This window comes from Oceanisphaera arctica (assembly GCF_002936955.1).
GTDB classification, from domain to species: domain Bacteria; phylum Pseudomonadota; class Gammaproteobacteria; order Enterobacterales; family Aeromonadaceae; genus Oceanimonas; species Oceanimonas arctica.
Genome location: NZ_MPZM01000010.1, coordinates 65,399 through 89,834 on the forward strand (window position 1 = coordinate 65,399; position 24,436 = coordinate 89,834).

Sequence of the window (24,436 nt, forward strand, 5' to 3'; positions counted from 1 at the left end):
GGGCTTGACGGGGTCTTAACGCCGACGGTAACGGCAATCCCCGTAAATGTAGGTTTCGGCGATCACTCGGTCGTCGCCGAGCATCATCAGCACGAATAATTGTTCGAACAAATTGTGAGCATTTTTCATGCGACTCTGGATCAGGGGGGTGGCATGAAGATCCAGCACCAGGAAATCCGCTTCCTTGCCGACCTCGAGGTTACCGATGCTGTCGTCCAGTCTGAGCGCTCGGGCGCCGCCCAGAGTGGCCAGATACAGCGCCTTCAACGGATGCAGCTTGTGCTGCTGCAACTGCTGGATCTTGTAGGCCTCGGCGATGGTCTGCAGCATGGAGAAACTGGTGCCGCCACCCACATCGGTGCCCAGGCCGACCCGGATTTGATGCCCTTCCATCTCTGGCAGATCGAACAGTCCCGAACCCAGAAACAGATTGGAGGTGGGGCAGAAGGAAATGACCGAGTCGGTCTCCCCCATGCGCTCGCATTCCTCCTGTTCCAGGTGCACCGCATGGGCAAATACCGAACGTTCACCCAGCAGACCGAAGTGGTCATACACATCCAGATAGCCCTTGCGCTCGGGAAACAGCTCCCTGACCCACTCGATTTCCTGCTTGTTCTCGGACAGGTGGGTCTGCAGGTAGACACCTTCGTATTCCTGCAGCAGTCTACCGGCCATGCTCAGCTGCTCGGCGGTACTGGTGGGCGCGAAACGCGGTGTCACCGCATAGAGCTGACGCCCCTTGTTGTGCCAGCGCTCGATCAAATCTTTGCTGTCGACATAGCTCGACTCGGGGGTGTCGAGCAGATAGTCGGGGGCATGTCGGTCCATCATCACCTTGCCGGCGATCATGCGCATGTTGCGTTTGTCCGACTCGCTGAAAAACGCCTCCACCGACGCCTTGTGTACGGTGCCGAACACCATGGCGGTGGTGGTGCCGTTGCGCAGCAGCTCATCCAGGAAGAAGCTAGCTACTCGACGCGCGTGCTCGGGATCGGCAAACTTGCGCTCTTCCGGAAAGGTATAGTTGTTCAGCCAGTCGAGCAGCTGCTCGCCATAAGAGGCGATCATCTCGGTCTGGGGGAAATGGATATGGGTATCGATAAAGCCGGCGGTGATCAGCTTGTTTTCAAAGCGGATCACCTCGATGTTCGCCGGCTGGCGCGCCAGTACCTCTTCGGCCGGGCCAATATCGCTGATATGGCCGTCGGCCACCACCAGCACGCCGTCTTCATGATAGGCATAACTGGCATCCAGCCCGACCAGGGCCGGATCGGCCAGACTATGCAGAATGGCGGCGCGATACGCAGTCGCTTGCGTCATGTGAAGGCTTCTCCTTGAAGATTCGTATGGTTATGGTCGTACCGAGGCTGGCTCATCGGCCACTGCTTTCCGCTCATCCGCGGGGGTGCCGGTAGCCGCTTTCACCGGCTGCTGATAGGCGGCGATCAACTCGCCAGCCACCGACACCGCGATTTCCGCCGGGTGCTTTCCGGTCACCTCGGGCAGGCCGATGGGGCAGATCATCCGGGCCAGCGCCGCCTCGTCGAAGCCCCGCTCTTTCAGCTTGTAATCGAAACGCTTGCGCTTGGTGCGCGAGCCGATGACACCGAAATAACGGGCATCCCCACGCTTGAGAATGCGGGCACACAGCTCCAGATCGAGCTGATGGTTGTGGGTCATCACCAGATAGAAGCTGCCGGCGGGCTGACTGTCTATCTCGGCGACCGGATCCTCGCTCACTAGTTTGGTCACACCGGAGGGCTGCTCGACGGGAAACTCAGACTCCCGCTCATCTATCCAGGTAATGCGAAACGGCAGCGTCGCCAGTATGTGCACCAATGCCTTGGCCACATGACCGGCGCCGAACAGCACCAGATGGTGACGCGCCCGCACCACCGGCTCCAGCATGATGGTGGCCATGCCGCCGCAGCACTGGCCCAGGCTGGCGCCCAGATTAAATCGTTCCACCTTCATCTGTTGCTCACCCTGCATCAACATGTCTCGCGCCAGCTTCAGCGCCTTGTATTCCAGATGGCCGCCGCCGATGGTGGCGTAGCAGCCCTGCTCGGTGACCAGCATCTTGGTGCCGCTGTCACGAGGGGTAGAGCCCTTGTGCTCTACTACCGTGACCAGCACGCAGGGTTCGCTCCTGCGTTCCAGCTCGGCCAGCACCTGAATCCAGTTGTCCTTGAACATAACTTCACCTCTACTACCAAAAGCGAGCGTTGGCTTTACTCCACAAAGGGCATCGGCCAAAGGGCCAGCTCCGCCGACTCGCCGTAAACCCATCCTTGGGGGCTCCGTCGCGCCATCCCTGGCACGAAGGGTCGGCCGAGCAGATCCCTTTGCCCTCCTCTTGGTATCGGAGCCGCCTGTTGCTCTTGTCCGCTGGCGACTCTAAATGTCAAAAAGAGGCAACAGGGATTGCCTCGGCCGACCATCACATGCCATGGATGGCATGTGTAAGCATTACAGGGAGGTACTTGTAGCGGGTCGGAGGAGGCAACCCTGTTGTCTCTTTAGCACCCGCGTCTGCTACTTGACCAGCACATCCTCGGTCACGGCTTCGTCCTGCTCCACCAGTGCCTGCATCTGCTCTACCGCCCACAGCACTCGCTCGGGGGTGGCGGGCGAGTCCATGTGCGGATATTTCTTGTAATCCGACACGCTGGCCACCGCGTCTTTCAACGCACACCACACCGAGATACCGAGCATGAAGGGCGGCTCGCCCACTGCCTTGGAATGAAATACGGTGTCTTCCGGGTTCTTGCGGTTTTCCACCAGCTTGACCCGGAAGTCCAGGGGCGTATCGGCCACCGCCGGTATTTTGTACCCCGCCGGGCCGTTGGTCATCAGCTTGCCCTTGTCGTTCCACACCAGCTCTTCGGTAGTCAGCCAGCCCACACCCTGAATAAAGGCGCCTTCGACCTGACCGATGTCGATGGCCGGGTTCAGCGAGTCACCCACGTCGTGCAGTATGTCGGCGCGCAATATCTTGTATTCGCCGGTCAGGGTATCCACCACCACCTCGGCACAGGCGGCGCCGTAGGCGAAGTAGTAGAAGGGACAGCCAGAGCCGGTGGCGTGATCGTAATAGATCTTCGGAGTCTTGTAGAAACCGGTGCTCGACAGGGAAATCTGGTTGAAGTACGCCAGCTGCACGAATTCCTGAAACGACAATATCTGGTTGCGAACCCGCACGAAGTTGTTCTTGAACACCACCTCTTCCGGGCTGACCTGAAAGTGACCGGCCGCCCAGTCGATCAGGCGCTGCTTGATGATCTGCGCCGCATTCTGCGCCGCCTTGCCGTTCAGATCCGTACCGCTGGACGCAGCCGTGGGCGAGGTGTTGGGCACCTTGTCGGTATTGGTGGCGGTGATCTGGATACGATCAATATCCACCTGAAACTCTTCCGCCACTATCTGGGCCACCTTGATGTTCAGCCCCTGCCCCATCTCGGTACCACCGTGGTTAAGATGGATGCTGCCGTCGGTGTAGATGTGCACCAGGGCGCCGGCCTGGTTGAGGAAGGTGGCAGTGAAGGAAATGCCGAACTTCACCGGGGTGATGGCGATGCCCTTCTTCAGGATCGGGCTCTGGGCGTTGAAGGCCTTGATCGCCTCGCGACGGCTGGCGTATTCGGAAGATAGCTCCAGATCCGCCACCATCTCATGAATGATGTTGTGCTCCACCGGCTGGTGATAGTGGGTGACGTTACGTGAGTCCTTTCCGTAGAAGTTGATCTTGCGGATCTCCAACGGATCCTTACCCAGATAAGACGCTATCTCGTCCATCACATGCTCGATCGTCATCATGCCCTGGGGACCACCGAAACCACGATAGGCGGTGTTGGAGGCTGTGTTGGTCTTGCAACGATGGCCGATCACGGTGGCGTCGCCCAGATAATAGGCGTTATCCGAGTGGAACATGGCGCGGTCGACAATCGAGGACGACAAATCCGGCGAGTAGCCGCAGTTACCGGCGACGATGATTTCCGACGCCTCGATGCGGCCGCTATCGTCGAAACCAATCTTGTACTGGTTGAAGAAGGGATGACGCTTGCCGGTCATCATCATGTCTTCGACCCTTGGCAGGCGCATCTTGGTGGGACGACCGGTGAGGCGCGCCACTACCGCCGCCATGCAGGCGGGGCCGGCGGCCTGGGTTTCCTTGCCGCCGAAGCCGCCGCCCATGCGGCGCATGTCGATCACGACTTTGTGCATCGGCACGTCCAGCACGCTGGCTACCAGCTTCTGTATCTCGGTCGGATTCTGGCTGGAGGTAAACACCATCATGCCGCCGTCTTCGGTGGGCACCACGGAACTGACCTGGGTTTCCAGATAGAAGTGTTCCTGGCCGCCGATATGCAGACTGCCTTCGATCACATGCCTGGCATTCTTGAGTCCGGCGGCGGAGTCGCCGCGCTGCTGCTTGTGGCTCTCGGTCAGGAACAGTTCTTTTTTCAGCGACTCTTCCACCGACAGCACCGCCGGCAGATCTTCATATTCGACGATGGCGGCCATGGCCGCCTTGCGCGCGGTTTCCAGATCTTTCGCCGCCACCGCCAGTATCGGCTGGCCGACGTATTCGACCTTGCCGTCCGCCAGCAGCGGATCGCCGGCCAGAATGGGGCCGATATCCAGCTCGCCGGGCACGTCTTCGGCGGTAATGGCGATGGTCACACCGTCAAACTGGTAACAGGGGCCGACATCGAGTTTGGTGATGCGGGCGTGGGCTCGTTCCGACAGCCGCGCATAGAGATGCAGCTGATTGGGAAATTCGAGCCGATCATCGATGTACTGGGCCTCGCCAGCCACCTGCATGGCGGCGCTGTCATGCGGCACGCTCTTGCCCACACCGGTTTGCAGGCTTTGTTTGACCCGCGCCATCATCTCGTCGATGGTGAGTGTGTTCAGTTGTTTGTTAGACATAAGACGTCACCCTGGTTTCCAGTTTCAGACTCTGCTGCTCGATAAAAAACTTGTAGAGCAGGTTGGTGGCGGTTTTGCTGCGGTATTCCTTGCTGGCCCGAAAGTCGGACAGCGGCTCGAAATCACCGGTCAGCGCCTTCATCGCCGCCTTGACGGTGGCATGATTCCAGGGCTGTCCGATCAGCGCCTGCTCGCAGGCCGCGGCTCTTTTCGGTACCGCCGCCATGCCGCCGAAGCCGATGCGGGCGTCGGTCACAATGCCGTCTTCAATGGTCAGATTGAAGGCGCCACACACCGCAGAGATATCGTCATCCAATCGTTTAGACAGCTTGTAGACCCTGAAGTGCTGATTGGCCACCGGCTTGGGCACTATCACCTTTTCGATGAATTCGCCTTCTTCCTGGGCGGTCACCTTGTAACTCAGGAAATATTCTTCGATGGGCAGCTCGCGCACCTTGTCACCCTTGCGCAAAACCAGCCGGGCGTTCAGGGCCATCAGTACCGGCGGCGCATCGCCGATGGGTGAGGCGTTACCTATGTTGCCGCCCAGGGTGCCCTGGTTGCGGATCTGCAGGGAGGCAAATCGGTGCAGCAGTTCACCGAAGTCGGGAAAGACGCGGCTCAGGGCCTCATAGCTGTCGCTCAGACTACGGGCGGCGCCGATCACCAGCCGGTGTTCGTCTTCTTCCAGCTGTTTCATGTCGGCCACGTTGCCCACATAAATCATCTTCGGCAGCTCGCGGTAGAACTGGGTCACTTCCAGCGCCAGATCGGTACCGCCGGCCAGCAGACGGGCATCCGGGTGCTGCACCAGCAGCGACGCCAGCTCATCGCTGGAAGTGGGCGAGTAGCATACATTGCCGTTTCCGTTAAGGGTAATCAGAGTGTCTGTCTGGATCTGATCGAGCCGGGCCAGTACCTCTGCCTCGTAGCGGGAGAAGTCATCGGCCAGCTGCGGCTGCTCGGCGATGGTTCTGGCGGCATCGACGATGGGGCGATAACCGGTGCAGCGGCACAGGTTGCCGGCCAGGGCTTCGAGAATATCGTGCTTGTCCGCCGAGGGCTTGTTTTTGCTGAGCGCAAACATCGACATGATAAAGCCGGGGGTACAGAAGCCACACTGGGAGCCATGAAAGTCCACCATCGCCTGCTGTACCGGATGCAGACTGCCGTCTTTCGACTTGAGATCTTCCACCGTGATCAGCTGCTTGCCGTGCAGTGTCGAGACAAAGGTCAGGCAGGAGTTCACCGTTTGATAACGAATGTGATCCCCTTCCCGCTCACCCAGCACCACGGTGCAGGCACCGCAGTCGCCGGACGCACACCCTTCCTTGGTACCGGTTTTACCCACACGGGTACGCAGATAATTGAGCACCGTCATGTTTGGCGAAAGGTCTTGCTCCTCCCGCATCTCCTGGTTAAGCAGAAACTTAATCAAGGCTTGCCTCCTTCAGCGAATACACTGCACACATTGCCGACCACCGGTGGTGGTAGTATCTTTACGTGTAATTAAAGTAAAACCTGACTAACGAGTCAACAAATATTTTACCGCCGGATAACCTGAATGTTGCATCAGGTCGTTAATCGATTGTCATCACTGGATATTCAGCAACCATGAGTACTGGTTACGGCGGCGAGTTTTTTCGCCCTTTATATAAAGTGTAGCGGGAACGGCGCCGGATAATGGAGGGGGAAAATAAGTCACGGCAACGGAAGAAAGTGACGTCAGCTACAAGGTACTGACGTCATCAAGATGGAAGGTGGCTCGTCGTCAGGTCGTGGGCAAGGATTGCACCTCACAGCCCCCAATCACCAGCCGGGTGATCAGCTGGGCGGCCCGCTCAAAGTCCTGATCATCCAGCTCTTCCTTACCTAGCGCCATGGTGATCTGCCAGTTGAAGTCCGCATAGGTCTGGGTTGAGGCCCAGATGGCAAACAGCAGATGATGGGCATCGACCGGTGCCATCAGTCCCTGCCCCATCCAGTCGGTCAGCTTGGCGCTCAGGGTGCGGGTCTGTTCGCTCAGTCGTGCAATGATGTCTTCCGGCAGATGCGGAGCCCCATGCATGATTTCATTGGCAAAGACCTTGGAGGCATAGGGGTAGTCTTTCGATATCATCAGTTTGGATTTGATATAGGCAGTCAGCGCCATGACCGGATCCCGATACTCGATAAAGGGCGCCGAGGCCACCAGCAGAGGCTCGGTGACACTTTCGAGCACGGCGCGATAGAGTTTTTCCTTACTGCCGAAGTAATAGTAGATATTGGGTTTCGGCAGTTCGGCCAGTTCGGCAATGGCCGCCGTCTTGGTGGCCGCGTAACCGTTTTCGGCAAATACACGGCTGGCGGCACGGATGATGATTTCTTCGTTTTTAGCTCTGATCCGGGACATACTGATTTTCAGGCTCCAGGCCATAAAATAAGAAGTAATATTGACTAACCATACCCGAGTTCGGGCTGGAATTCGGCAGAAAAGCGCAAAAAAAGCGCCCACACAAGTGGGCGCTGAAAAATGAGTAACCAAGGTTACCCCTCGACCAAAACAACAGGTTTACTAACTAAGCCTTCACTACATGAACCGAAAGCTTAGCTGCAATCGGCAATCAGCTCGGCCAGCTTGATGCCGGCAACGGCACAAGCTTCATCGACGTCGGGTTGATCGCCACTGATTCCCACCGCACCCAGAATCCGATTCTGTGCATCACGGATCAGTACGCCACCCGCCGCCGGAATGATATTGCCTTCGGCCAGAACGTTGACCGCCGACACAAAAGCCGGTCTGGCTGCCGCCACTTCAGCCAGACCACGAGAGCTACGACCCAAGGCAACCGCACCCCAGGCTTTGCCGGTCGCGATATCCGGACGCAACAGGCTGGAGCCGTCCTGACGTTGCAGCGACACCAGACGCGCGGCGTTATCCAGCACGGCAACAGTAAGCGGCGCGGCAGAGACTTCCGACGCGTGCTGCAAGGCACCACGCGTGATGACCAGCGCCTGTTCAAGTGTAACTGTACTCATTTACCTGGACTCCCTGTCGACTGTAACAATAGAGATTAATTGAATACTAATAAAACACAAAACAGACACAATGTTAAGATCTTTTGTATACACTTAACGTAAAGGTAATTTATTTATTACTTATTTACCCATAATAGCCCTCACCTGCATGTCCGCCACCCGGCCCCGGCTCATCCCGCGTCACGGCATGCGCCAGGCCCGCCATGGCATGTACCTTGCTCATGGCGCGTACCTTGCTGGCTCGTACCTTACCTTAGTGTGGCTACTTCAGACGGGCGTCTGAGATGATGGAGAAGAAGGTGCTGGAGCAGGGCATTCTGACCTACGTCTTCGGTGAGCCTGCTGATGCAGGGCTGAATACCATCAAGCCTTTGATGATCACCATAGCGGCACGACCATTGCTCACCTTCAAGCAGCTGGACAGATACTAATCATCGGTCTTTGGTTCTTTCCCGCAGATAGCCGTCATAGTCCGGGATGCAAATACTGAAGTCATTACTCATCTGAACACTATCCATCAGCATGTCCGCCGTCGCCATGTTGGTGGCCACCGGTATGTTCCATACCGTAGCAAGGCGCAGTAACGCCTTCACATCCGGATCGTGAGGCACCGCATTGAGCGGATCCCAGAAAAAAATCAGCACATCGATTTTACCTTCGGCAATCAGGGCGCCGAGCTGTTGATCGCCGCCCATGGGACCGGACATCAGGCAGCGCACCGGCAGCCCCACCTGGCGGCTGAGCATGCTGCCGGTAGTACCGGTAGCATAGAGATGATGCAGCTTCAGCGCCTCGGCCCGACGGCCGACCCATTCCAGTAATTGTCCTTTCTTGTGATCGTGAGCCACCAGCGCCACATTTTTGTGTGCCGGCAAGGTTCTTTGTGTCTCTTTCATGGATATCCATGCCCCGGTAAAAAGCCAGCCCCATATTAGCCAAAGCCGCGCATAATGCGCAGCCCCAAACGCAAAAAAGCCCCGATATCGGGGCTTTTTTGCGGGGGTTCAAGAGCTTCAACTAACCTTGTCTCTAAGCAACTTACGCGCTTAGGAGACTTCCTTGTTTAAGCAACTTCGTAGTAGAGATGTGCCTTGGCGTTTTCCTCTGCCAGTATGGCCAGAGCAACCGGGATACATTTTCCGCACTGAGAGCCCACACCGAGTTCCTGTTTCAGATCTCTGAACTCGGTGTTGCCTTCTGCCACCGCCGCTTTCAGCTGGCGTTCGGTAATGCCCCTGCACAAACACACATACATCGATAAACCCTCCGCTTCGAGACGGTAAATCTAAATGATATCGGTTATCAGTGCAAGTGATTATTTGTCGAAAAAAACGACTCAAATCACATCTGTGGGCATCATCATATCATCGGAAATCGACACTAGAGACAGCAGCACCCAGATCATGCCCAAAACCTGCGCCAGAGCGAGCCTGGCGTGCTGTCTCGCCCGCCGAATACCGACAATGCCATCAACCTTGACGCTTACTCGGTGCCGCGTTCAGACGTGGCGTCAAGGCCGACAAGTCATAGCCTGCCCCGCTCGCCTGCTGTAATAATGCCGCCGTCGGTTGCTGGTCTGCCTGCGCCAGGGCCCACAGAGTGATGGAGCGGGTTCCGGTACGGCAGAAGGCCAACACCGGCTCCTCTTTACCGGCCAGAGCCTGAGTAAAGGCGGCCACCGCTTCGTCGGTGAACTGACCGGAAGAAATGGGGATCCAATGCCAGTCGAAGCCTTGCGCTTTCGCCTCGGCCGCCAGTGCTTCCGCCGCCGGCTGCCCTTCTGCCTCACCATCGGGTCGGTTGCAAATCAGCGTGCGATAGCCCGCCGCCTTTAACCCCGGTAAATCGGTGGCGAAAATTTGATCTGAGACCGAGAAAGTAGGAGTAACGGGTTTAATTTCCATATAACACCTCTGTGAATTGGCCTGACTGGAAAAAGTAGCAATATCGATTACAAGATACTTCAAACAAACAGCATCAGCACAATCTAATACCTAATGCTGTTTGTTTGCGGCAGCCCAGAAACGAAAAAAGGAGGCCGAAGCCTCCTTTTTATGCACTTAAAGCGCTATTACTTCAGGATTTTGGCTACAACGCCAGCACCTACAGTACGGCCACCTTCACGGATGGCGAAACGCAGACCGTCTTCCATCGCGATAGGAGCAATCAGGCTAACAACCATTTGGATGTTGTCGCCAGGCATAACCATTTCAACGCCTTCTGGCAGTTCGATGGTACCGGTCACGTCAGTTGTACGGAAGTAGAACTGGGGACGGTAGCCTTTGAAGAACGGAGTGTGACGACCGCCTTCTTCTTTAGACAGCACGTATACTTCTGATTCGAAGTCGGTGTGCGGGTTGATTGAACCCGGCTTGGCCAGAACCTGACCACGCTCAACGTCTTCACGCTTGGTACCACGCAGCAGAACGCCTACGTTCTCACCAGCACGACCTTCGTCCAGCAGCTTGCGGAACATTTCAACGCCGGTACAAGTGGTCTTGATGGTATCTTTGATACCAACGATTTCCACTTCTTCACCAACTTTAACGATACCACGCTCAACACGACCGGTAACAACAGTACCACGGCCCTGGATGGAGAACACGTCTTCGATAGGCAGCAGGAAAGCACCGTCAACGGCACGCTCAGGCTCGGGGATGTAGGAATCCAGAGCGGCAGCCAGTTCCAGGATCTTCGGTTCCCACTGCGGGTCGCCTTCCAGGCCTTTCAGAGCAGAGCCCTGGATAACCGGAATGTCGTCGCCCGGGAAGTCGTACTCGGACAGCAGTTCACGAACTTCCATCTCTACCAGTTCGAGCAGCTCTTCATCATCAACCATGTCACACTTGTTCATGAACACAACGATGTAAGGAACGCCTACCTGACGGGCCAGCAGGATGTGCTCACGAGTCTGTGGCATAGGACCATCGGTCGCAGCAACAACCAGGATAGCGCCATCCATCTGAGCAGCACCGGTGATCATGTTTTTAACATAGTCAGCGTGTCCTGGGCAGTCAACGTGTGCGTAGTGACGTGCTTCAGTATCGTACTCAACGTGAGAAGCAGCGATGGTGATACCACGCGCTTTTTCTTCAGGAGCGTTATCGATCTGGTCGAAGGCGCGAGCGGAACCGCCCCACTGCTTGGCCAGTACGTTGGTGATAGCTGCGGTCAGAGTGGTTTTACCGTGGTCAACGTGGCCGATAGTACCTACGTTTACGTGCGGTTTGTTACGTTCAAATTTTTCTTTAGACACGGACTAGTCCTTCCTAGTTTGATCCCACCCGTTATGAGAGTGGGGAGTTTAAACAAAGATTAGTTAACCTTTACGAGCAATAATCGCTTCAGCCATGCTGGCAGGTACTTCGGCGTACTTGGCAAACTCCATGGAGTAAGAAGCACGACCTTGCGACTGTGAACGCAGGTCTGTAGCGTAGCCGAACATTTCAGACAGCGGCAACACGGCATTAATAACCTTGCCGGAGGGGCCATCTTCCATGCCTTCGATGATACCACGACGACGGTTCACGTCACCGATAACATCACCCATATACTCTTCCGGCGTTTCCACTTCAACCTTCATCACAGGCTCAAGCAGCACGGGATTACATTTCATGAAGCCCGCTTTAAACGCCATAGAACCGGCGATTTTAAAGGCCATTTCTGAAGAGTCAACATCGTGATAAGAACCATCGTACAGAGTGACCTTGATATCTTCGATCGGATAGCCCGCCAGAACACCTTGCTTCATCTGTTCCTGAATGCCCTTGTCTACAGCCGGAATGTATTCCTTGGGAATAACACCACCGACAACGGCGTTCTCGAACGTGTAGCCGGTACCTTCTGCTTGTGGCTCGATCTTGATCCATACATGGCCAAACTGACCACGGCCTCCGGACTGGCGTACGAACTTGCCTTCCTGTTCGACACTGCCTCGGATGCTTTCGCGGTAGGCCACCATGGGTTTACCCACGTTGGCTTCTACCTTGAACTCACGCTTCATGCGGTCGACGAGAATATCCAGGTGCAGTTCGCCCATACCGGCGATGATGGTCTGACCCGATTCTTCGTCGGTCCATACGCGGAAAGACGGATCTTCCTGCGCCAGACGACCCAATGCCATACCCATTTTTTCCTGGTCGGCCTGGGTCCTGGGTTCAACGGCCACGGAGATAACCGGTTCCGGAAACTCCATGCGCTCCAGAATGATAGGCGCGTTCGGGGCACACAAGGTGTCACCGGTAGTCACGTCTTTCAGACCGATAGCGGCGGCGATGTCACCGGCACAAACGGATTTGATCTCTTCACGCTTGTTGGCATGCATCTGGACGATACGGCCAAAACGCTCGCGCTTGCCCTTGACCGAATTCAGCACGGCATCACCGGTGTTAACCACACCGGAGTACACGCGGAAGAAGGTCAGGGTGCCCACGAACGGGTCGGTCGCAATCTTGAACGCCAGCGCAGAAAAAGGAGCGGCATCGTCGGCCGGACGCGTGTCCGGCGTTTCGCCGTCTTCTTTCAGACCGCTGATGGCATGAACCTCTACCGGAGACGGCAGATAGTCGATCACCACGTCCAGCATCGCCTGTACGCCCTTGTTTTTGAACGCAGAGCCACAGGTGACCAGGATGATTTCGCTGTTCAGTACGCGCTGACGTAAAGCAGACTTGATTTCCGCTTCCGACAACTCGCCGCCTTCCAGGTACTTATCCATCAACTCTTCATTGGCTTCGGCAGCAGCCTCAACCAGATTCTGATGCCATTCGTCGGCCAGTTCCTGCATTTCGGCAGGAATGTCGTCGTAGGCAAAGCTGGTACCGTGGTCTTCTTCACTCCAGTTAATGGCCTTCATCTTGATGAGGTCAATAACGCCTTTGAAGTTTTCTTCTGAGCCGATCGGCAGCTGAACAGGTACAGCCACGCCTTTCAGACGGGTCTTGATCTGCTCCACCACCCGCAAGAAATTGGCGCCGGTACGGTCCATCTTGTTGACGAACGCAATACGCGGAACCGCATACTTGTTAGCCTGACGCCATACGGTTTCAGACTGGGGCTGAACGCCACCAACGGCACAGTAGACCATAACGGCACCGTCGAGCACCCGCATGGAACGTTCTACTTCGATGGTGAAGTCAACGTGTCCGGGGGTGTCGATGATGTTAATACGATGCTGTGGATACTGGTGCGCCATACCATCCCAAAAACAGGTAGTAGCGGCAGAGGTAATGGTGATACCACGCTCTTGTTCCTGCTCCATCCAGTCCATGGTAGCAGCGCCATCATGTACTTCGCCGATCTTATGGCTTACACCGGTATAAAACAGCACACGTTCGGTGGTTGTCGTTTTACCGGCGTCAATGTGAGCGCTGATACCGATGTTACGGTAACGCTCAATGGGAGTTGTACGAGCCACAATAATATCCTCTTGCTAAGGTCGATTGTCCTTAGTAAGCAATCAAACGGGCACGGTATTAACCGCGCCCATCCAATTACCAGCGGTAGTGGGCAAACGCTTTGTTTGCTTCGGCCATACGGTGCACGTCTTCACGCTTCTTAACCGCAGAACCTTTGTTTTCAGCAGCATCCAGCAGCTCGCCAGCCAGACGCTGAGCCATAGATTTTTCACCACGCTTACGCGCAGAGTCTACCAACCAGCGCATGCCCAGGGCATTACGACGCACGGGGCGTACTTCAACCGGCACCTGGTAGGTAGAACCACCTACACGGCGCGATTTAACTTCAACTGTAGGACGAATGTTTTCCAGCGCTTCTTCGAACAGCGCCAGATGCTCTTTGCTGGTCTTTTCAGCAACGATTTCCAGAGCACCGTAAACAATTTTCTCAGCGGTAGACTTCTTGCCGTCTATCATCAGGATGTTTACGAATTTTGCCAGCAGCTCGGATCCGAACTTGGGATCCGGCAGTATTTTACGCTGGCCGATTACGCGACGTCTTGGCATTGCAAATTCTCCGTAACTTCAGGGATAACCCAAAACAAAACAGGTTAAAAAATAAAATGTTTGGCCTTACTTAACGGAGACCCATTAAGATTTTGGCTTTTTAGCGCCGTACTTGGAACGGGCCTGACGACGAGCGGAAACACCTGAGGTGTCCAGTGCGCCACGTACGGTGTGATAACGCACACCGGGCAAATCTTTAACACGACCGCCACGGATCAGAACAACGGAGTGCTCCTGCAGGTTGTGGCCTTCACCACCGATGTAGGAGTTAACTTCGAAACCGTTGGTCAGACGAACACGACATACTTTACGCAGTGCGGAGTTCGGCTTCTTCGGGGTGGTGGTGTATACGCGGGTACATACACCGCGTTTCTGCGGGCACGCTTCCAGCGCCGGCACATTGCTTTTAGCAACGGCTTGTTGGCGAGGCTTGCGAACCAGCTGGTTAATTGTGGCCATTAACAGCTCCTGAAAAATATCGTTCTACAGTTGTGAAAAACCTATCCCCAAAAGCGGGGACGCAAAATTCTATGCTTGCCGTGCTGGCGAGTCAAGATTTATACAATTTTTGGCACATGATTTGTGTCAAAGTCGTCACCAGGCCTGAGGACTACCCAGTTTTACCACCAGCTCGACCAGTCCTTCCGTGGTAATGGTCTCGCCCAGGCCATGCTTCAGCCCTCGCGCCTGCAGGTCTTCCTGCATCACATAAAGCCGTCCGCTGTCGGCCAGGGTCTGTAACCTTGCCTGCCAGGCGGGCACGGTGACCGCAATCACCGCGTCCTGCCATAACAATAATCGATCCTGATCCTGCATATGATACAGCGCCTGCGCCAGATCATGTCGACCGAAGGGAGAATGTTTTACCGTATGTAGCATAGCGTCCTCAGAAACTCAGTCGTACCTTGTAATCGGCCAGTCGCCGCTGCAGCTCGGGCTGCGACAGCACAGCCGCCTCGATGACCAGCCGTTCTGCCGATACTCCCCGTTCGGCCAGCGCCTCGGCACTGATATAGACGTTGTCGACATCATACAGCTCGAGCAGGCCGAAGGTGGGGGCATAGTGCCGCCCCAGCACCGGGACCGGATCCTGTTCTGACAGCAGTTGATAGACGCCGTCATCGATAAAGAAGACGCCGATGTCTTCACTCAGGGCCGAGGTAGCCAGCACCGCATCCAGACCTTCCCGACCGGAAGCCGAGCCATGAGGCGGCGTTCGAAAAATAAAGGCGACCTTATTCATAAACCACCGTCCATCAATATGTACTCACCACTTATCTGCATTAAAACTGCACCACCCGGTCGGCACTCAGCGCCGCCTGCGCCAGCGAGCCCAGCCCGCTGAGGCGGAAAGGGGCCGCCAGGTTCCACTGTTCCAGCCCCGCCCGAGCGGCTGAGCACTTGTCGCTGACTCCCCGACGTAGTGCAGCGGCCACACAGACATCCAGCGTCAGCCCATTCGCAACAGCCAGATTGACCCAGGCCTGCTGCAAGTGGGTTTCATCACCGGCCGGTTGCACCAGTTGGCTGGCGTTGTACACGCCTTCCTGATAGAAGAAAATCTGACTGATCACATGACCTTGCTGCAGAACGGCACGGGCAAAGCGGAACGCATCCGCCGCCGATTGAGTGCCGTAACAGGGGCCTGTGACCAATAGCGCAAAATGCAGGGAAGCTGGTTTCATGACGGGATCCGGACAAGATGGGGCAACCGACGGTCGCCCCGGACAAGACTTATTCGACGTAGGCAACCGCTTCCACTTCTACCAGCACGTCTTTGGGCAGACGGGCCACTTCCACACAGGAACGCGCCGGCGCACCCAGGGTGAAGTAGCTGGCATAGACTTCGTTGAAGGCAAGGAAGTTGTTCATGTCGGACAGGAAACAGGTGGTTTTGAGCACGCTGGACGCATCGGCGCCGGCTTCGGCCAATACGGCAATCAGATTGTCCATTACCTGCTTGGTCTGGGCTTCGATACCGCCTTCGACGACATCCATGCTCACCGGATCGAGCGGGATCTGGCCAGAGGTATACACCATATTGCCGATGCGGGTAGCCTGAACATAAGGACCAATGGCGGCGGGAGCCTTGTCGGTGGCGATGATTGTTTTAGTCATGGGTTCTCCTGGTGATGCGATGGCTCTTCGTCATCGCGTTTTTTTTGTCGAATATAAAGATAAACCGTGTGTTTGGATATGTTGAGCTTGTTCGACACCATGGCGATGGCATCCTTGATGTCGAAAATCCCCTTTTCATACAGGGTGGTGACGATTTGCTTGTTCTTGGCGTTGTTGGCCACATCCGGATCGGCATTGATGGCGTCGATGGTGCGCTCCACGGTCAGGGTCACCAGCTCTTCAACGTTGTTGTTGAAGTTTTCCGGCGAGACTTCGGCCCGCTCCGCCACCCTGGGAAGAAAGTCGGCCATCAGTTCATGGAAAGGAGCGCCCAGATGCAAGTTGATGCACAAGAGGCCGATGAGTTCCCCCTGCAGACTACGCAGGGCCTGGGTCGAGGACTTCATCGGGGTGCCGAGTCGGCTCTGGGTAAAACAGGTCTGCGCCTCCCCTTGCCGTTCAAGCTCGGGTAACAGCCGCAGGGCCTGTTCAGTCATCGGGGCGCCTACCTGACAACCACTGAGGCCGCCATTGGCAACCTTGAGTACCGAACGATTCGGGTCTGCCAGCGAGTGCAATACCACCTCACAGTGCTTGCCGAACATCTCGGCTACCCCGTCGACCAGACCGCCGTATAGATCCAGCAACTGCCGGTCTTGCTGACTGAAGGTACTTTTGGCTGCACTTTTTTTCAGGGAACGGGCCGTCCCACTTTCCGCTGGCATTTCTGGCTCCCACCCACCAAACATCTGGCTCTGATTTTCAACTGATGATGGCAGATGTCAACTATTTTTGAGGCCAGCTGGGAGCCCGCTCCCGCTGGCAGAGGAATTTAAGCCACAGACCCTATCAGCCCCGGGGGCCATTTTCGATGCTGACAATTTTTCCTCTTCTGATGGTGACGATTTGCATGAACTGATAGCGGCCAAAATGGTAGGTCCAGCGCTCTCCGTCCGGCTCCTGATACCAACGACCGTAATGGTTACGATAATGCCGCCAGGCCACCTCCCGCACCAAGGGCTCACCACAGTAAAGCAGCAACAGGGCTACGGGATCACCGTCGGTGATCAACCGGTTGTTACAACGCATGCTGTCTGCCTGGGCCGGCGCCAACGCCAGCCACAACCAAAGCAGCCACCCTAACCCCCCGTAGCGCATTATCACCTCCCAGTCCCAAGCATAGTTCGCTCGCCACGGAGAAAGGCGTTCGCCTGGCAATAAAAAACCGCCCGCAGGCGGTTTTTCAACATCGATTTTTCAACATGGAGCGACAGGTACTCAGGCGCGCAGGGATTTCTCGCCGCGCGACACGCCGCAGACGCCGCTGCGAACCACTTCCACCACTTCGGTGGTTTCACTCATGTTGCGGATAAAGGCATCCAGCTTGTCGCTGGTGCCGACCAGCTGCACCGTATACAGATGCGGAGTCACATCCACTATCTGGCCGCGGAAGATATCGGCGGTGCGTTTGACTTCATCGCGGTTGGCGCCATCGGCGCGCACCTTGACCAGCACGATTTCCCGCTCGATATGATCGCCTTCGCTCAGGTCACTCACCTTGAGCACATCCACCAGCTTGTTCAGCTGTTTGGTGATCTGCTCTATCACCCGTTCATCACCTGTGGTGACTATGGTCATCCGCGACAGGGTTGGATCCTCGGTGGGTGCCACCGTCAGGGTCTCGATGTTGTAAGCCCGCTGGGAAAACAGACCCACGACCCGGCTCAGCGCTCCGGACTCGTTTTCCAGCAACAGGGATATAATACGTCGCATCAGGTTCTCTCCGTTTTGCTTAACCACATTTCGTCCATGGCTCCGGTTTTGATCTGCATGGGATAGACATGCTCTTCCGGATCGATCTGAATATCCATAAACACCAGTTTGTCGGTCATGGAGAAACACTTCTCCAGCGCCGCATCCAACTCTTTCGGGTCGGAAACCCGAATGCCCACATGGCCATAAGCTTCCGCCAATTTGACGAAATCCGGCAGAGAGTCCATGTAAGAATGACTTTCACGTCCCTCATAGAACATCTTTTGCCACTGCTTGACCATGCCAAGAGAATGGTTATTCATGGAGATGATTTTCACCGGTATGTTGTACTGCATACAGGTGGACAGTTCCTGAATGTTCATCTGAATGGAGCCGTCACCGGTGACGCAGACCGACACCGCATCGGGTCGCGCCAACTTGGCCCCCATGGCCGCCGGCAAACCAAAGCCCATGGTGCCGAGACCACCGGAGTTTATCCACTGACGCGGCTTGTCGAACGGATAATAAAGGGCGGCAAACATCTGGTGCTGGCCCACATCGGAGCTGACCATGGCTTCGCCCTTGGTGATGCGATAGACCGACTGGATAACCTGCTGCGGTTTGATGTACTGCTCACTGGTTTCGTAACTCAGGCACTGACGGGCACGCCACTGTTCAATTTGCTCCCACCAGTCGCTCATCGCCTGCGGGTCGGTTTTCAGGCCCAGCTCGCGAATGGCTTCCAGCATTTGCGCCAGTACCGTATCGGCAGAGCCGACGATGGGAATATGGGTCTTGATATTCTTGGAAATAGAGGTCGGGTCTATATCCACATGCACTACTGTGGCATGAGGACAGAACTTCTCGACGTTGTTGGTCACCCGGTCGTCGAAGCGGGCACCGATAGCCAGGATAAGATCCGAATTGTGCATGGTCTTGTTGGCTTCATAGGTACCATGCATACCGAGCATGCCGACAAACTGCTTGTGAGTACCGGGCATGGAGCCCAGCCCCATCAGGGTGTTGGTCACCGGCAGATTGAACAGCTCGGCCAGCTGAACCACCAGGGCACTGGCTTCGGCTGTCACGGCACCGCCACCGACGTACATTACGGGACGCTTGGCATCGGCCAGGGCCTTCATCGCCTTCTTGATCTGACCTTTATGGCCCACCCCGGTCGGATTGTAGGAGCGCATCTCCACCGAGCTGGGGTAAACATAGGGATGTTTTTCTTTCGGATTCTGCACGTCTTTGGGCAGATCCACCACCACGGGGCCGGGCCGTCCGGTAGCCGCAATGTAATAGGCCTTCTTGATCGCCAGCGGGATATCGGCGGCTGTTTTGCACAGGAAACTGTGTTTCACGATGGGCCGGGAGATACCAATCATATCGGTTTCCTGGAAGGCATCGTCACCAATATAAAAGGTGGGCACCTGACCGGACAGGACCACCATGGGAATGGAGTCCATATAGGCGGTGGCAATACCGGTGATGCAGTTGGTCGCCCCCGGACCCGAGGTGACCAGCACGGTACCGACCTTGCCTGTGGCGCGGGTATAGCCATCGGCCATGTGTACAGCGGCCTGTTCGTGTCGTACCAGCACGTGTTCCATCTTGCCGTTTTCAAATAAGGCGTCATAGATATCAAGCACTGAACCGCCGGGATAACCGAATATATGCTCGACTCCCTGATCTTCCAGCGCCCGTACTACCATTTCCGCGCCTGATAACATCTCCATGATAAGCCCTCCAGGCTCTACTCCGTTCACTTTGTCATCTTTCGTCGTCAGGGCAACCCGGCCGGACTGCCGTAACATGACAAAGCAAACAGTTTTTATCTTTATAAAACAAATACTTCTGCCTGACAGAATACAAATAAGCAGAAAAAGGATCAAAAATCACCTTAACCTGCTTTAAATCTCTTGTCTACGGGCTTTATAAAAAGCGCAGTTCGACTACGCCCAGGCAGAGCTCCCACTACTTTATAGCACGGTCAGTATCAGGAAAGCGGGGCCAGTTTCGACTTAGAAGCCAGACCAAATCACGGTTTGTGCCACGCCCTGATCCTTGCTGCCAGAGCGCAGAATGAGGCAGCATCTGTGATGGTGCAAAATGCAGCAAGCCACCAGGCCCCATAGTCGTGCGAATCGATGACATCCTTATTAGCGCTTTTTCTGCAAAAAAAGCACCCCCAACACAAACGTTACATACACCCAAAAAAACAATAATAATCAGAATTAAACACCAAAATACAACAAAACAACCAACACAATAACCCAACTAAAGACCCAAACCCCCTGTTCGACCTGATAGCACTCCCCTGTTGATAATATTGCTATTATTGACACCATCATCGATTCCCGTTATTGGTATAGCGTTGTTAACGGATTATTCTTCGGTGATGAGTGCTATGCATAAACATATTCAGCTACTACTACTAACCTCAAGGGTGCTCAAGCGCACGGGTCGGGCGTAGCTGGAATTCATCATCCACATATATACACACTAAAACCCGTGCCATCCGCACGGGTTTTTTATATCTGTCGCGGGCGACAAGGTACAACAGAGGGAAAGCGACATGTCGAACCAGGTCATTATATTCGATACTACCTTGAGAGATGGCGAACAGGCGCTTTCCGCCAGCCTGACGGTCAAGGAAAAATTACAAATTGCCTATGCATTAGAACGCTTGGGCGTAGATGTGATGGAAGTCGGTTTCCCCATTTCATCACCCGGTGATTTCGAGTCGGTGCAGACCATAGCCCGCCACATCAAGAACAGTCGGGTCTGTGCCCTGTCCCGCGCGCTCAAGCCGGACATCGATGCCGCAGCCGAGGCGCTGCGGGTCGCCGATCAGTTCCGCATCCATACCTTTATCTCTACCTCCGACATTCATGTGCAGAGCAAGCTGCGCAAAGACTTCGATTCGGTGCTGGAGATGAGTGTCGGCGCAGTCAAGCATGCCCGCGGTTACACGGATGATGTCGAATTTTCCTGTGAAGATGCCGGCCGTACCCCCATCGACAACCTGTGCCGCATGGTCGAAGCGGTGATCAAGGCTGGCGCCACCACCGTCAATATTCCCGATACAGTGGGTTATACGGTGCCGAGCGAGTTCGCTGGTATCATCGAGGCCCTGTTCAACCGGGTGCCCAACATCGACAAGGCGGTCATCTCGGTGCACTGTCACGACGATCTGGGCATGTCGGTGGCCAACTCCATCGCCGCTGTGCAGCAAGGCGCCCGTCAGATCGAATGTACCATCAACGGCATCGGCGAACGGGCCGGCAACTGCTCGCTCGAAGAAATAGCCATGGTCATGAAAACCCGGGGCGACTTGCTCGGGGTGCACACCAACATCAAGAGCCAGGAAATCTACCGCACCAGCCAGCTGGTCCGTAACCTGTGCAACATGCCGGTGCAGCCCAACAAGGCCATCGTCGGTGCCAATGCGTTCGCACACTCCTCCGGTATTCACCAGGACGGGATGCTGAAAAACAAGAACACCTACGAGATCATCACTCCCGAGAGCATAGGTCTGCCCAAGAATCAGCTCAACCTGACCTCCCGCTCCGGCCGCCACGTGATCAAGCATCGCATGGCCGAGATGGGCTACTCCGAGCAGGACTACGATCTCGACAGCCTCTACACCAGCTTTCTGGCATTGGCGGATCGCAAGGGGCAGGTATTTGACTACGATCTCGAGGCGCTGGTGTTCTTCAGCCAGATCCACGAAGAGCCCGAGCAGTTCAAGCTCAAGTATCTGAGCGTACAGTCCGGCAGCAATGTCATGTCCACCGCCAGTGTGCGTATGGAAGTCGGCGGCGAAGTCGTCAACGAAGCCGCCGTCGGCAATGGTCCGGTCGATGCGGTCTACCAGTGCATCAACCGCGTTACCGGTTACGACATCCGCATCGACAAATATGAACTCAAGAGCAAGGGCGAAGGCAAAGATGCCCTCGGCCAGGTCGATATCGTCGCCGAATACAAGGAGCGCAAGTTCCACGGCATGGGGCTGGCCACCGACATCGTCGAATCCTCCGCCCAGGCACTGGTGCATGTGATCAACAGCATCTGGCGAGCCGAGCAGGTCGCCGAAAAGAAAGAAGAAATTCAGAAGAAAATTCGTATGGAGACAGTGTGAGTATGAGTGCAAGTTACAAGGTCGCCGTATTGCCCGGAGACGGCATCGGCCCCGAGGTGATGGCAGAAGCCCTCAAGGTTCTGAACAAGGTACAGGCGGAGTTCGGCTTCAACCTGGAATTGAGCCACCATGATGTGGGCGGCATCGCCATCGACAACCACGGCACTCCTCTGCCGGCGGCGACCCTGGCCGGCTGTGAAGCCGCCGACGCGGTACTGTTCGGCTCTGTGGGCGGCCCCAAGTGGGAAAACCTGCCCCCCAACGACCAGCCGGAGCGCGGTGCCCTGCTGCCCCTGCGCGGTCATTTCAAGCTGTTCTGCAACATGCGTCCGGCCCGTATCTATCAGGGTCTGGAAGGCTTCTCGCCGCTGCGTGCCGATATCAGCGCCCGCGGCTTCGACATCGTCTGCATGCGTGAGCTGACCGGCGGCATCTACTTCGGCCAGCCCAAGGGGCGCGAAGGCACCGGCGCCAACGAGAAAGCATTCGACACCGAGGTCTATCACCGTTTCGAGATTGAGCGCATCGCCCGCCTGGCCTTCGAGGCCGCTCGCGGTCGTCGCGGCCTTGTCACCTCGGTCGACAAGGCCAACGTGTTGCAGGCCTCCATCCTGTGGCGTGAGGTGGTCATCGAGGTCGCCAAAGACTACCCGGATGTGACCCTGAACCACATCTATATCGATAACGCCACCATGCAGCTGATCAAGGATCCGTCCCAGTTCGACGTCATGCTGTGCTCCAACCTGTTTGGCGACATCATCTCCGACGAAATGGCGATGATCACCGGCTCCATGGGTCTGCTGCCATCGGTCAGCCTGAACGACAAGGGCTTTGGTCTGTACGAGCCGGCCGGCGGCTCCGCCCCGGATATTGCCGGTCAGGGCATCGCCAACCCCATCGCCCAGATCCTGTCGGCCGCGCTGATGCTGCGTTACAGCTTCAAACAGGAAGAGGCCGCTCAGGCCATCGAACGTGCCGTGAGCGAAACTCTGGCCGCCGGTTACTTCAGTGGCGACCTCTACAGTGCCGACGCCGCACATCCGGTGCAGACCACCGCCCAGATGGGTGAGCAGATCACCGCCCGCATCAGGAGAGCAAACTAATGGCCACCACTCTTTATCAGAAAGTATTTGATGCCCACCTGGTGCGTAATCAGGCCGGCGAAACGCCCCTGCTCTACATCGATCGCCACCTGGTGCATGAAGTGACCTCGCCTCAGGCCTTCGATGGCCTGCGCGAAAAAGGCCGTAAGCTGCGTCGCCCGGACCGCACCTGGGCCACCATGGACCACAACGTGTCCACCCAGACCAACGACATCGCCGCCTCCGGTGAAATGGCCCGCATCCAGATGGAAACCCTGGCCAGCAACTGTGAAGAATTCGGCGTGCCGCTCTATGACCTGCACCACAAGTACCAGGGCATAGTGCACGTGATCGGCCCCGAGCTGGGCCTGACCCTGCCTGGCACCACCATCGTCTGCGGCGACTCTCATACCGCCACCCACGGCGCCTTCGGCGCCCTGGCTTTCGGTATCGGCACCTCAGAGGTAGAACATGTCATGGCCACCCAGACCCTGAAACAGGGTCTGGCCAAAACCATGAAAATCCAGGTCAACGGCGCTCTCAAACCGGGTATCAGTGCCAAGGACGTGGTTCTGGCCATCATCGGCAAGGTCGGCCACGCCGGCGGCACCGGTTACGTGGTGGAGTTCTGTGGCAGCGTCATCGAATCGCTGTCAATGGAAGCCCGCATGACCATCTGTAACATGGCCATCGAGCTCGGTGCCAAGGCCGGTCTGGTCGCCCCCGATCAGACCACCTTCGAGTACCTCAAGGGCAAGCCCTTCGCCCCCGAAGGTGCCGACTGGGATCAGGCTGTCGCCTACTGGCAGACCCTGAAGTCCGATGCAGATGCGAAGTTTGACGCCGCAGTAGAACTGAATGGTGCCGATATTGCGCCTCAGGTCACCTGGGGTACCAACCCGGGTCAGGTCATGCCCGTGAACGGCATCATCCCGGTACCGGCAGACATCGCCGACCTCACCGAGCGTCAGTCTGCGGTCAAGGCACTGCAATACATGGCGCTGCAGGGCGGTACCAGGCTGACCGACGTGAACATCGACAAGGTATTTATCGGTTCCTGTACCAACAGCCGTATCGAAGACTTGCGCGCCGCCGCCGCCATAGCCCAGGGCCGCAAGGTCGCCTCCGGCGTACAGGCGCTGGTGGTACCGGGCTCTCAGCAGGTCAAGGCTCAGGCCGAAGCGGAAGGGCTGGACAAGATTTTCATCGAAGCCGGCTTCGAATGGCGTCTTCCAGGCTGCTCCATGTGCCTGGCCATGAACAACGACCGACTGGAGCCGGGCGAGCGTTGTGCCGCCACCAGCAACCGCAACTTCGAAGGCCGTCAGGGCCGGGGTGGTCGCACTCATCTGGTGAGCCCTGCCATGGCCGCCGCCGCGGCCGTCTTCGGTCACTTTGTCGACATTCGGGAATTATAAGGGGTACAA

Annotated in this window: 25 protein-coding genes; 4 read left to right on the forward strand and 21 right to left on the reverse strand. The window is 56.4% G+C overall.

The annotated features are described in order from the left end of the window. Window positions 1–15: 15 nt before the first annotated feature. The 6 genes from guaD to UN63_RS06810 form a co-directional block, all read right to left on the reverse strand. On the reverse strand, window positions 16–1,320 hold the full coding sequence (gene guaD, locus UN63_RS06785; protein ID WP_104486018.1) for a guanine deaminase: 1,305 nt from the start codon (window positions 1,318–1,320) through the stop codon (window positions 16–18). 30 nt (window positions 1,321–1,350) lie between these two features. Beyond that, window positions 1,351–2,196 (reverse strand): xanthine dehydrogenase accessory protein XdhC, encoded by an 846-nt coding sequence (gene xdhC, locus UN63_RS06790; protein WP_104486019.1) that lies wholly within the window; start codon window positions 2,194–2,196, stop codon window positions 1,351–1,353. Window positions 2,197–2,535: 339 nt separating this feature from the next. Next, complete coding sequence (gene xdhB, locus UN63_RS06795) at window positions 2,536–4,932, reverse strand: xanthine dehydrogenase molybdopterin binding subunit (protein ID WP_104486020.1); 2,397 nt, start codon at window positions 4,930–4,932, stop codon at window positions 2,536–2,538. After that, complete coding sequence (xdhA, locus tag UN63_RS06800; protein ID WP_104486021.1) at window positions 4,925–6,370, reverse strand: xanthine dehydrogenase small subunit; 1,446 nt, start codon at window positions 6,368–6,370, stop codon at window positions 4,925–4,927. Before xdhA ends, xdhB begins: the two co-directional genes overlap by 8 nt. A gap of 333 nt (window positions 6,371–6,703) precedes the next feature. Next, window positions 6,704–7,324, reverse strand: coding sequence for a TetR/AcrR family transcriptional regulator (locus UN63_RS06805; protein ID WP_104486049.1), 621 nt, complete (start codon window positions 7,322–7,324; stop codon window positions 6,704–6,706). A gap of 194 nt (window positions 7,325–7,518) precedes the next feature. Beyond that, complete coding sequence (locus UN63_RS06810) at window positions 7,519–7,950, reverse strand: GlcG/HbpS family heme-binding protein (protein ID WP_104486022.1); 432 nt, start codon at window positions 7,948–7,950, stop codon at window positions 7,519–7,521. A gap of 284 nt (window positions 7,951–8,234) precedes the next feature. Here UN63_RS06810 and UN63_RS17070 point away from each other — a divergent pair, with 284 nt between their 5' ends. Then, a complete protein-coding gene (locus UN63_RS17070) occupies window positions 8,235–8,381 on the forward strand; it encodes a hypothetical protein (protein ID WP_181068196.1) in 147 nt (48 codons plus the stop codon). Here the strand turns inward: UN63_RS17070 and UN63_RS06815 are convergent, their stop codons facing one another. From UN63_RS06815 to UN63_RS06885, 15 genes are all read right to left on the reverse strand, one after another. After that, on the reverse strand, window positions 8,382–8,846 hold the full coding sequence (locus tag UN63_RS06815) for a methylglyoxal synthase (RefSeq protein ID WP_104486023.1): 465 nt from the start codon (window positions 8,844–8,846) through the stop codon (window positions 8,382–8,384). It lies immediately after the preceding gene. Window positions 8,847–9,013: 167 nt separating this feature from the next. Further along, window positions 9,014–9,205: a bacterioferritin-associated ferredoxin gene (locus UN63_RS06820; RefSeq protein ID WP_104486024.1), complete on the reverse strand. Its 192-nt coding sequence runs from the start codon at window positions 9,203–9,205 to the stop codon at window positions 9,014–9,016. Window positions 9,206–9,419: 214 nt separating this feature from the next. Next, on the reverse strand, window positions 9,420–9,854 hold the full coding sequence (locus UN63_RS06825) for a protein tyrosine phosphatase family protein (protein ID WP_104486025.1): 435 nt from the start codon (window positions 9,852–9,854) through the stop codon (window positions 9,420–9,422). A gap of 167 nt (window positions 9,855–10,021) precedes the next feature. Continuing rightward, a complete protein-coding gene (gene tuf, locus UN63_RS06830) occupies window positions 10,022–11,206 on the reverse strand; it encodes an elongation factor Tu (RefSeq protein ID WP_104486026.1) in 1,185 nt (394 codons plus the stop codon). A 63-nt stretch (window positions 11,207–11,269) separates the two neighbouring features. Further along, the gene (gene fusA / locus UN63_RS06835) at window positions 11,270–13,366 is read right to left on the reverse strand and encodes an elongation factor G (protein WP_104486027.1); all 2,097 of its coding nucleotides are present in this window, start codon (window positions 13,364–13,366) and stop codon (window positions 11,270–11,272) included. A gap of 76 nt (window positions 13,367–13,442) precedes the next feature. Further along, window positions 13,443–13,913 (reverse strand): 30S ribosomal protein S7, encoded by a 471-nt coding sequence (rpsG, locus tag UN63_RS06840; RefSeq protein ID WP_104486028.1) that lies wholly within the window; start codon window positions 13,911–13,913, stop codon window positions 13,443–13,445. 84 nt (window positions 13,914–13,997) lie between these two features. Continuing rightward, window positions 13,998–14,372 (reverse strand): 30S ribosomal protein S12, encoded by a 375-nt coding sequence (gene rpsL / locus UN63_RS06845; RefSeq protein ID WP_071474210.1) that lies wholly within the window; start codon window positions 14,370–14,372, stop codon window positions 13,998–14,000. Window positions 14,373–14,507: 135 nt separating this feature from the next. Then, window positions 14,508–14,792, reverse strand: coding sequence for a sulfurtransferase complex subunit TusB (gene tusB, locus UN63_RS06850; protein WP_104486029.1), 285 nt, complete (start codon window positions 14,790–14,792; stop codon window positions 14,508–14,510). Between the two features lie 7 nt (window positions 14,793–14,799). Then, window positions 14,800–15,156, reverse strand: coding sequence for a sulfurtransferase complex subunit TusC (tusC, locus tag UN63_RS06855; RefSeq protein ID WP_104486030.1), 357 nt, complete (start codon window positions 15,154–15,156; stop codon window positions 14,800–14,802). Between the two features lie 40 nt (window positions 15,157–15,196). Beyond that, complete coding sequence (tusD, locus tag UN63_RS06860) at window positions 15,197–15,598, reverse strand: sulfurtransferase complex subunit TusD (protein WP_104486031.1); 402 nt, start codon at window positions 15,596–15,598, stop codon at window positions 15,197–15,199. 49 nt (window positions 15,599–15,647) lie between these two features. After that, on the reverse strand, window positions 15,648–16,031 hold the full coding sequence (locus UN63_RS06865) for a RidA family protein (RefSeq protein WP_104486032.1): 384 nt from the start codon (window positions 16,029–16,031) through the stop codon (window positions 15,648–15,650). Then, window positions 16,028–16,756, reverse strand: a complete 729-nt coding sequence (locus UN63_RS06870; protein ID WP_104486033.1) for a helix-turn-helix transcriptional regulator — start codon at window positions 16,754–16,756, stop codon at window positions 16,028–16,030. The genes UN63_RS06865 and UN63_RS06870 overlap by 4 nt, the downstream gene beginning before the upstream one ends. 124 nt (window positions 16,757–16,880) lie before the next feature. Further along, window positions 16,881–17,120, reverse strand: a complete 240-nt coding sequence (locus tag UN63_RS06875) for a DUF2845 domain-containing protein (protein WP_308428084.1) — start codon at window positions 17,118–17,120, stop codon at window positions 16,881–16,883. A 189-nt stretch (window positions 17,121–17,309) separates the two neighbouring features. Next, window positions 17,310–17,804: an acetolactate synthase small subunit gene (ilvN, locus tag UN63_RS06880; protein ID WP_104486035.1), complete on the reverse strand. Its 495-nt coding sequence runs from the start codon at window positions 17,802–17,804 to the stop codon at window positions 17,310–17,312. Further along, complete coding sequence (locus UN63_RS06885; RefSeq protein ID WP_104486036.1) at window positions 17,804–19,522, reverse strand: acetolactate synthase 3 large subunit; 1,719 nt, start codon at window positions 19,520–19,522, stop codon at window positions 17,804–17,806. The genes ilvN and UN63_RS06885 overlap by 1 nt, the downstream gene beginning before the upstream one ends. 839 nt (window positions 19,523–20,361) lie before the next feature. On the opposite strand from UN63_RS06885, the gene leuA reads away from it, so the two are divergent. Genes leuA through leuC form a run of 3 tightly spaced genes read left to right on the forward strand, consistent with a single transcriptional unit; the run spans window position 20,362 to window position 24,427 of the window. Continuing rightward, a complete protein-coding gene (gene leuA / locus UN63_RS06890; RefSeq protein ID WP_104486037.1) occupies window positions 20,362–21,927 on the forward strand; it encodes a 2-isopropylmalate synthase in 1,566 nt (521 codons plus the stop codon). A gap of 2 nt (window positions 21,928–21,929) precedes the next feature. Further along, window positions 21,930–23,030: a 3-isopropylmalate dehydrogenase gene (gene leuB, locus UN63_RS06895; RefSeq protein WP_104486038.1), complete on the forward strand. Its 1,101-nt coding sequence runs from the start codon at window positions 21,930–21,932 to the stop codon at window positions 23,028–23,030. Next, on the forward strand, window positions 23,030–24,427 hold the full coding sequence (gene leuC / locus UN63_RS06900) for a 3-isopropylmalate dehydratase large subunit (protein WP_104486039.1): 1,398 nt from the start codon (window positions 23,030–23,032) through the stop codon (window positions 24,425–24,427). The genes leuB and leuC overlap by 1 nt, the downstream gene beginning before the upstream one ends. Window positions 24,428–24,436: the final 9 nt, after the last annotated feature.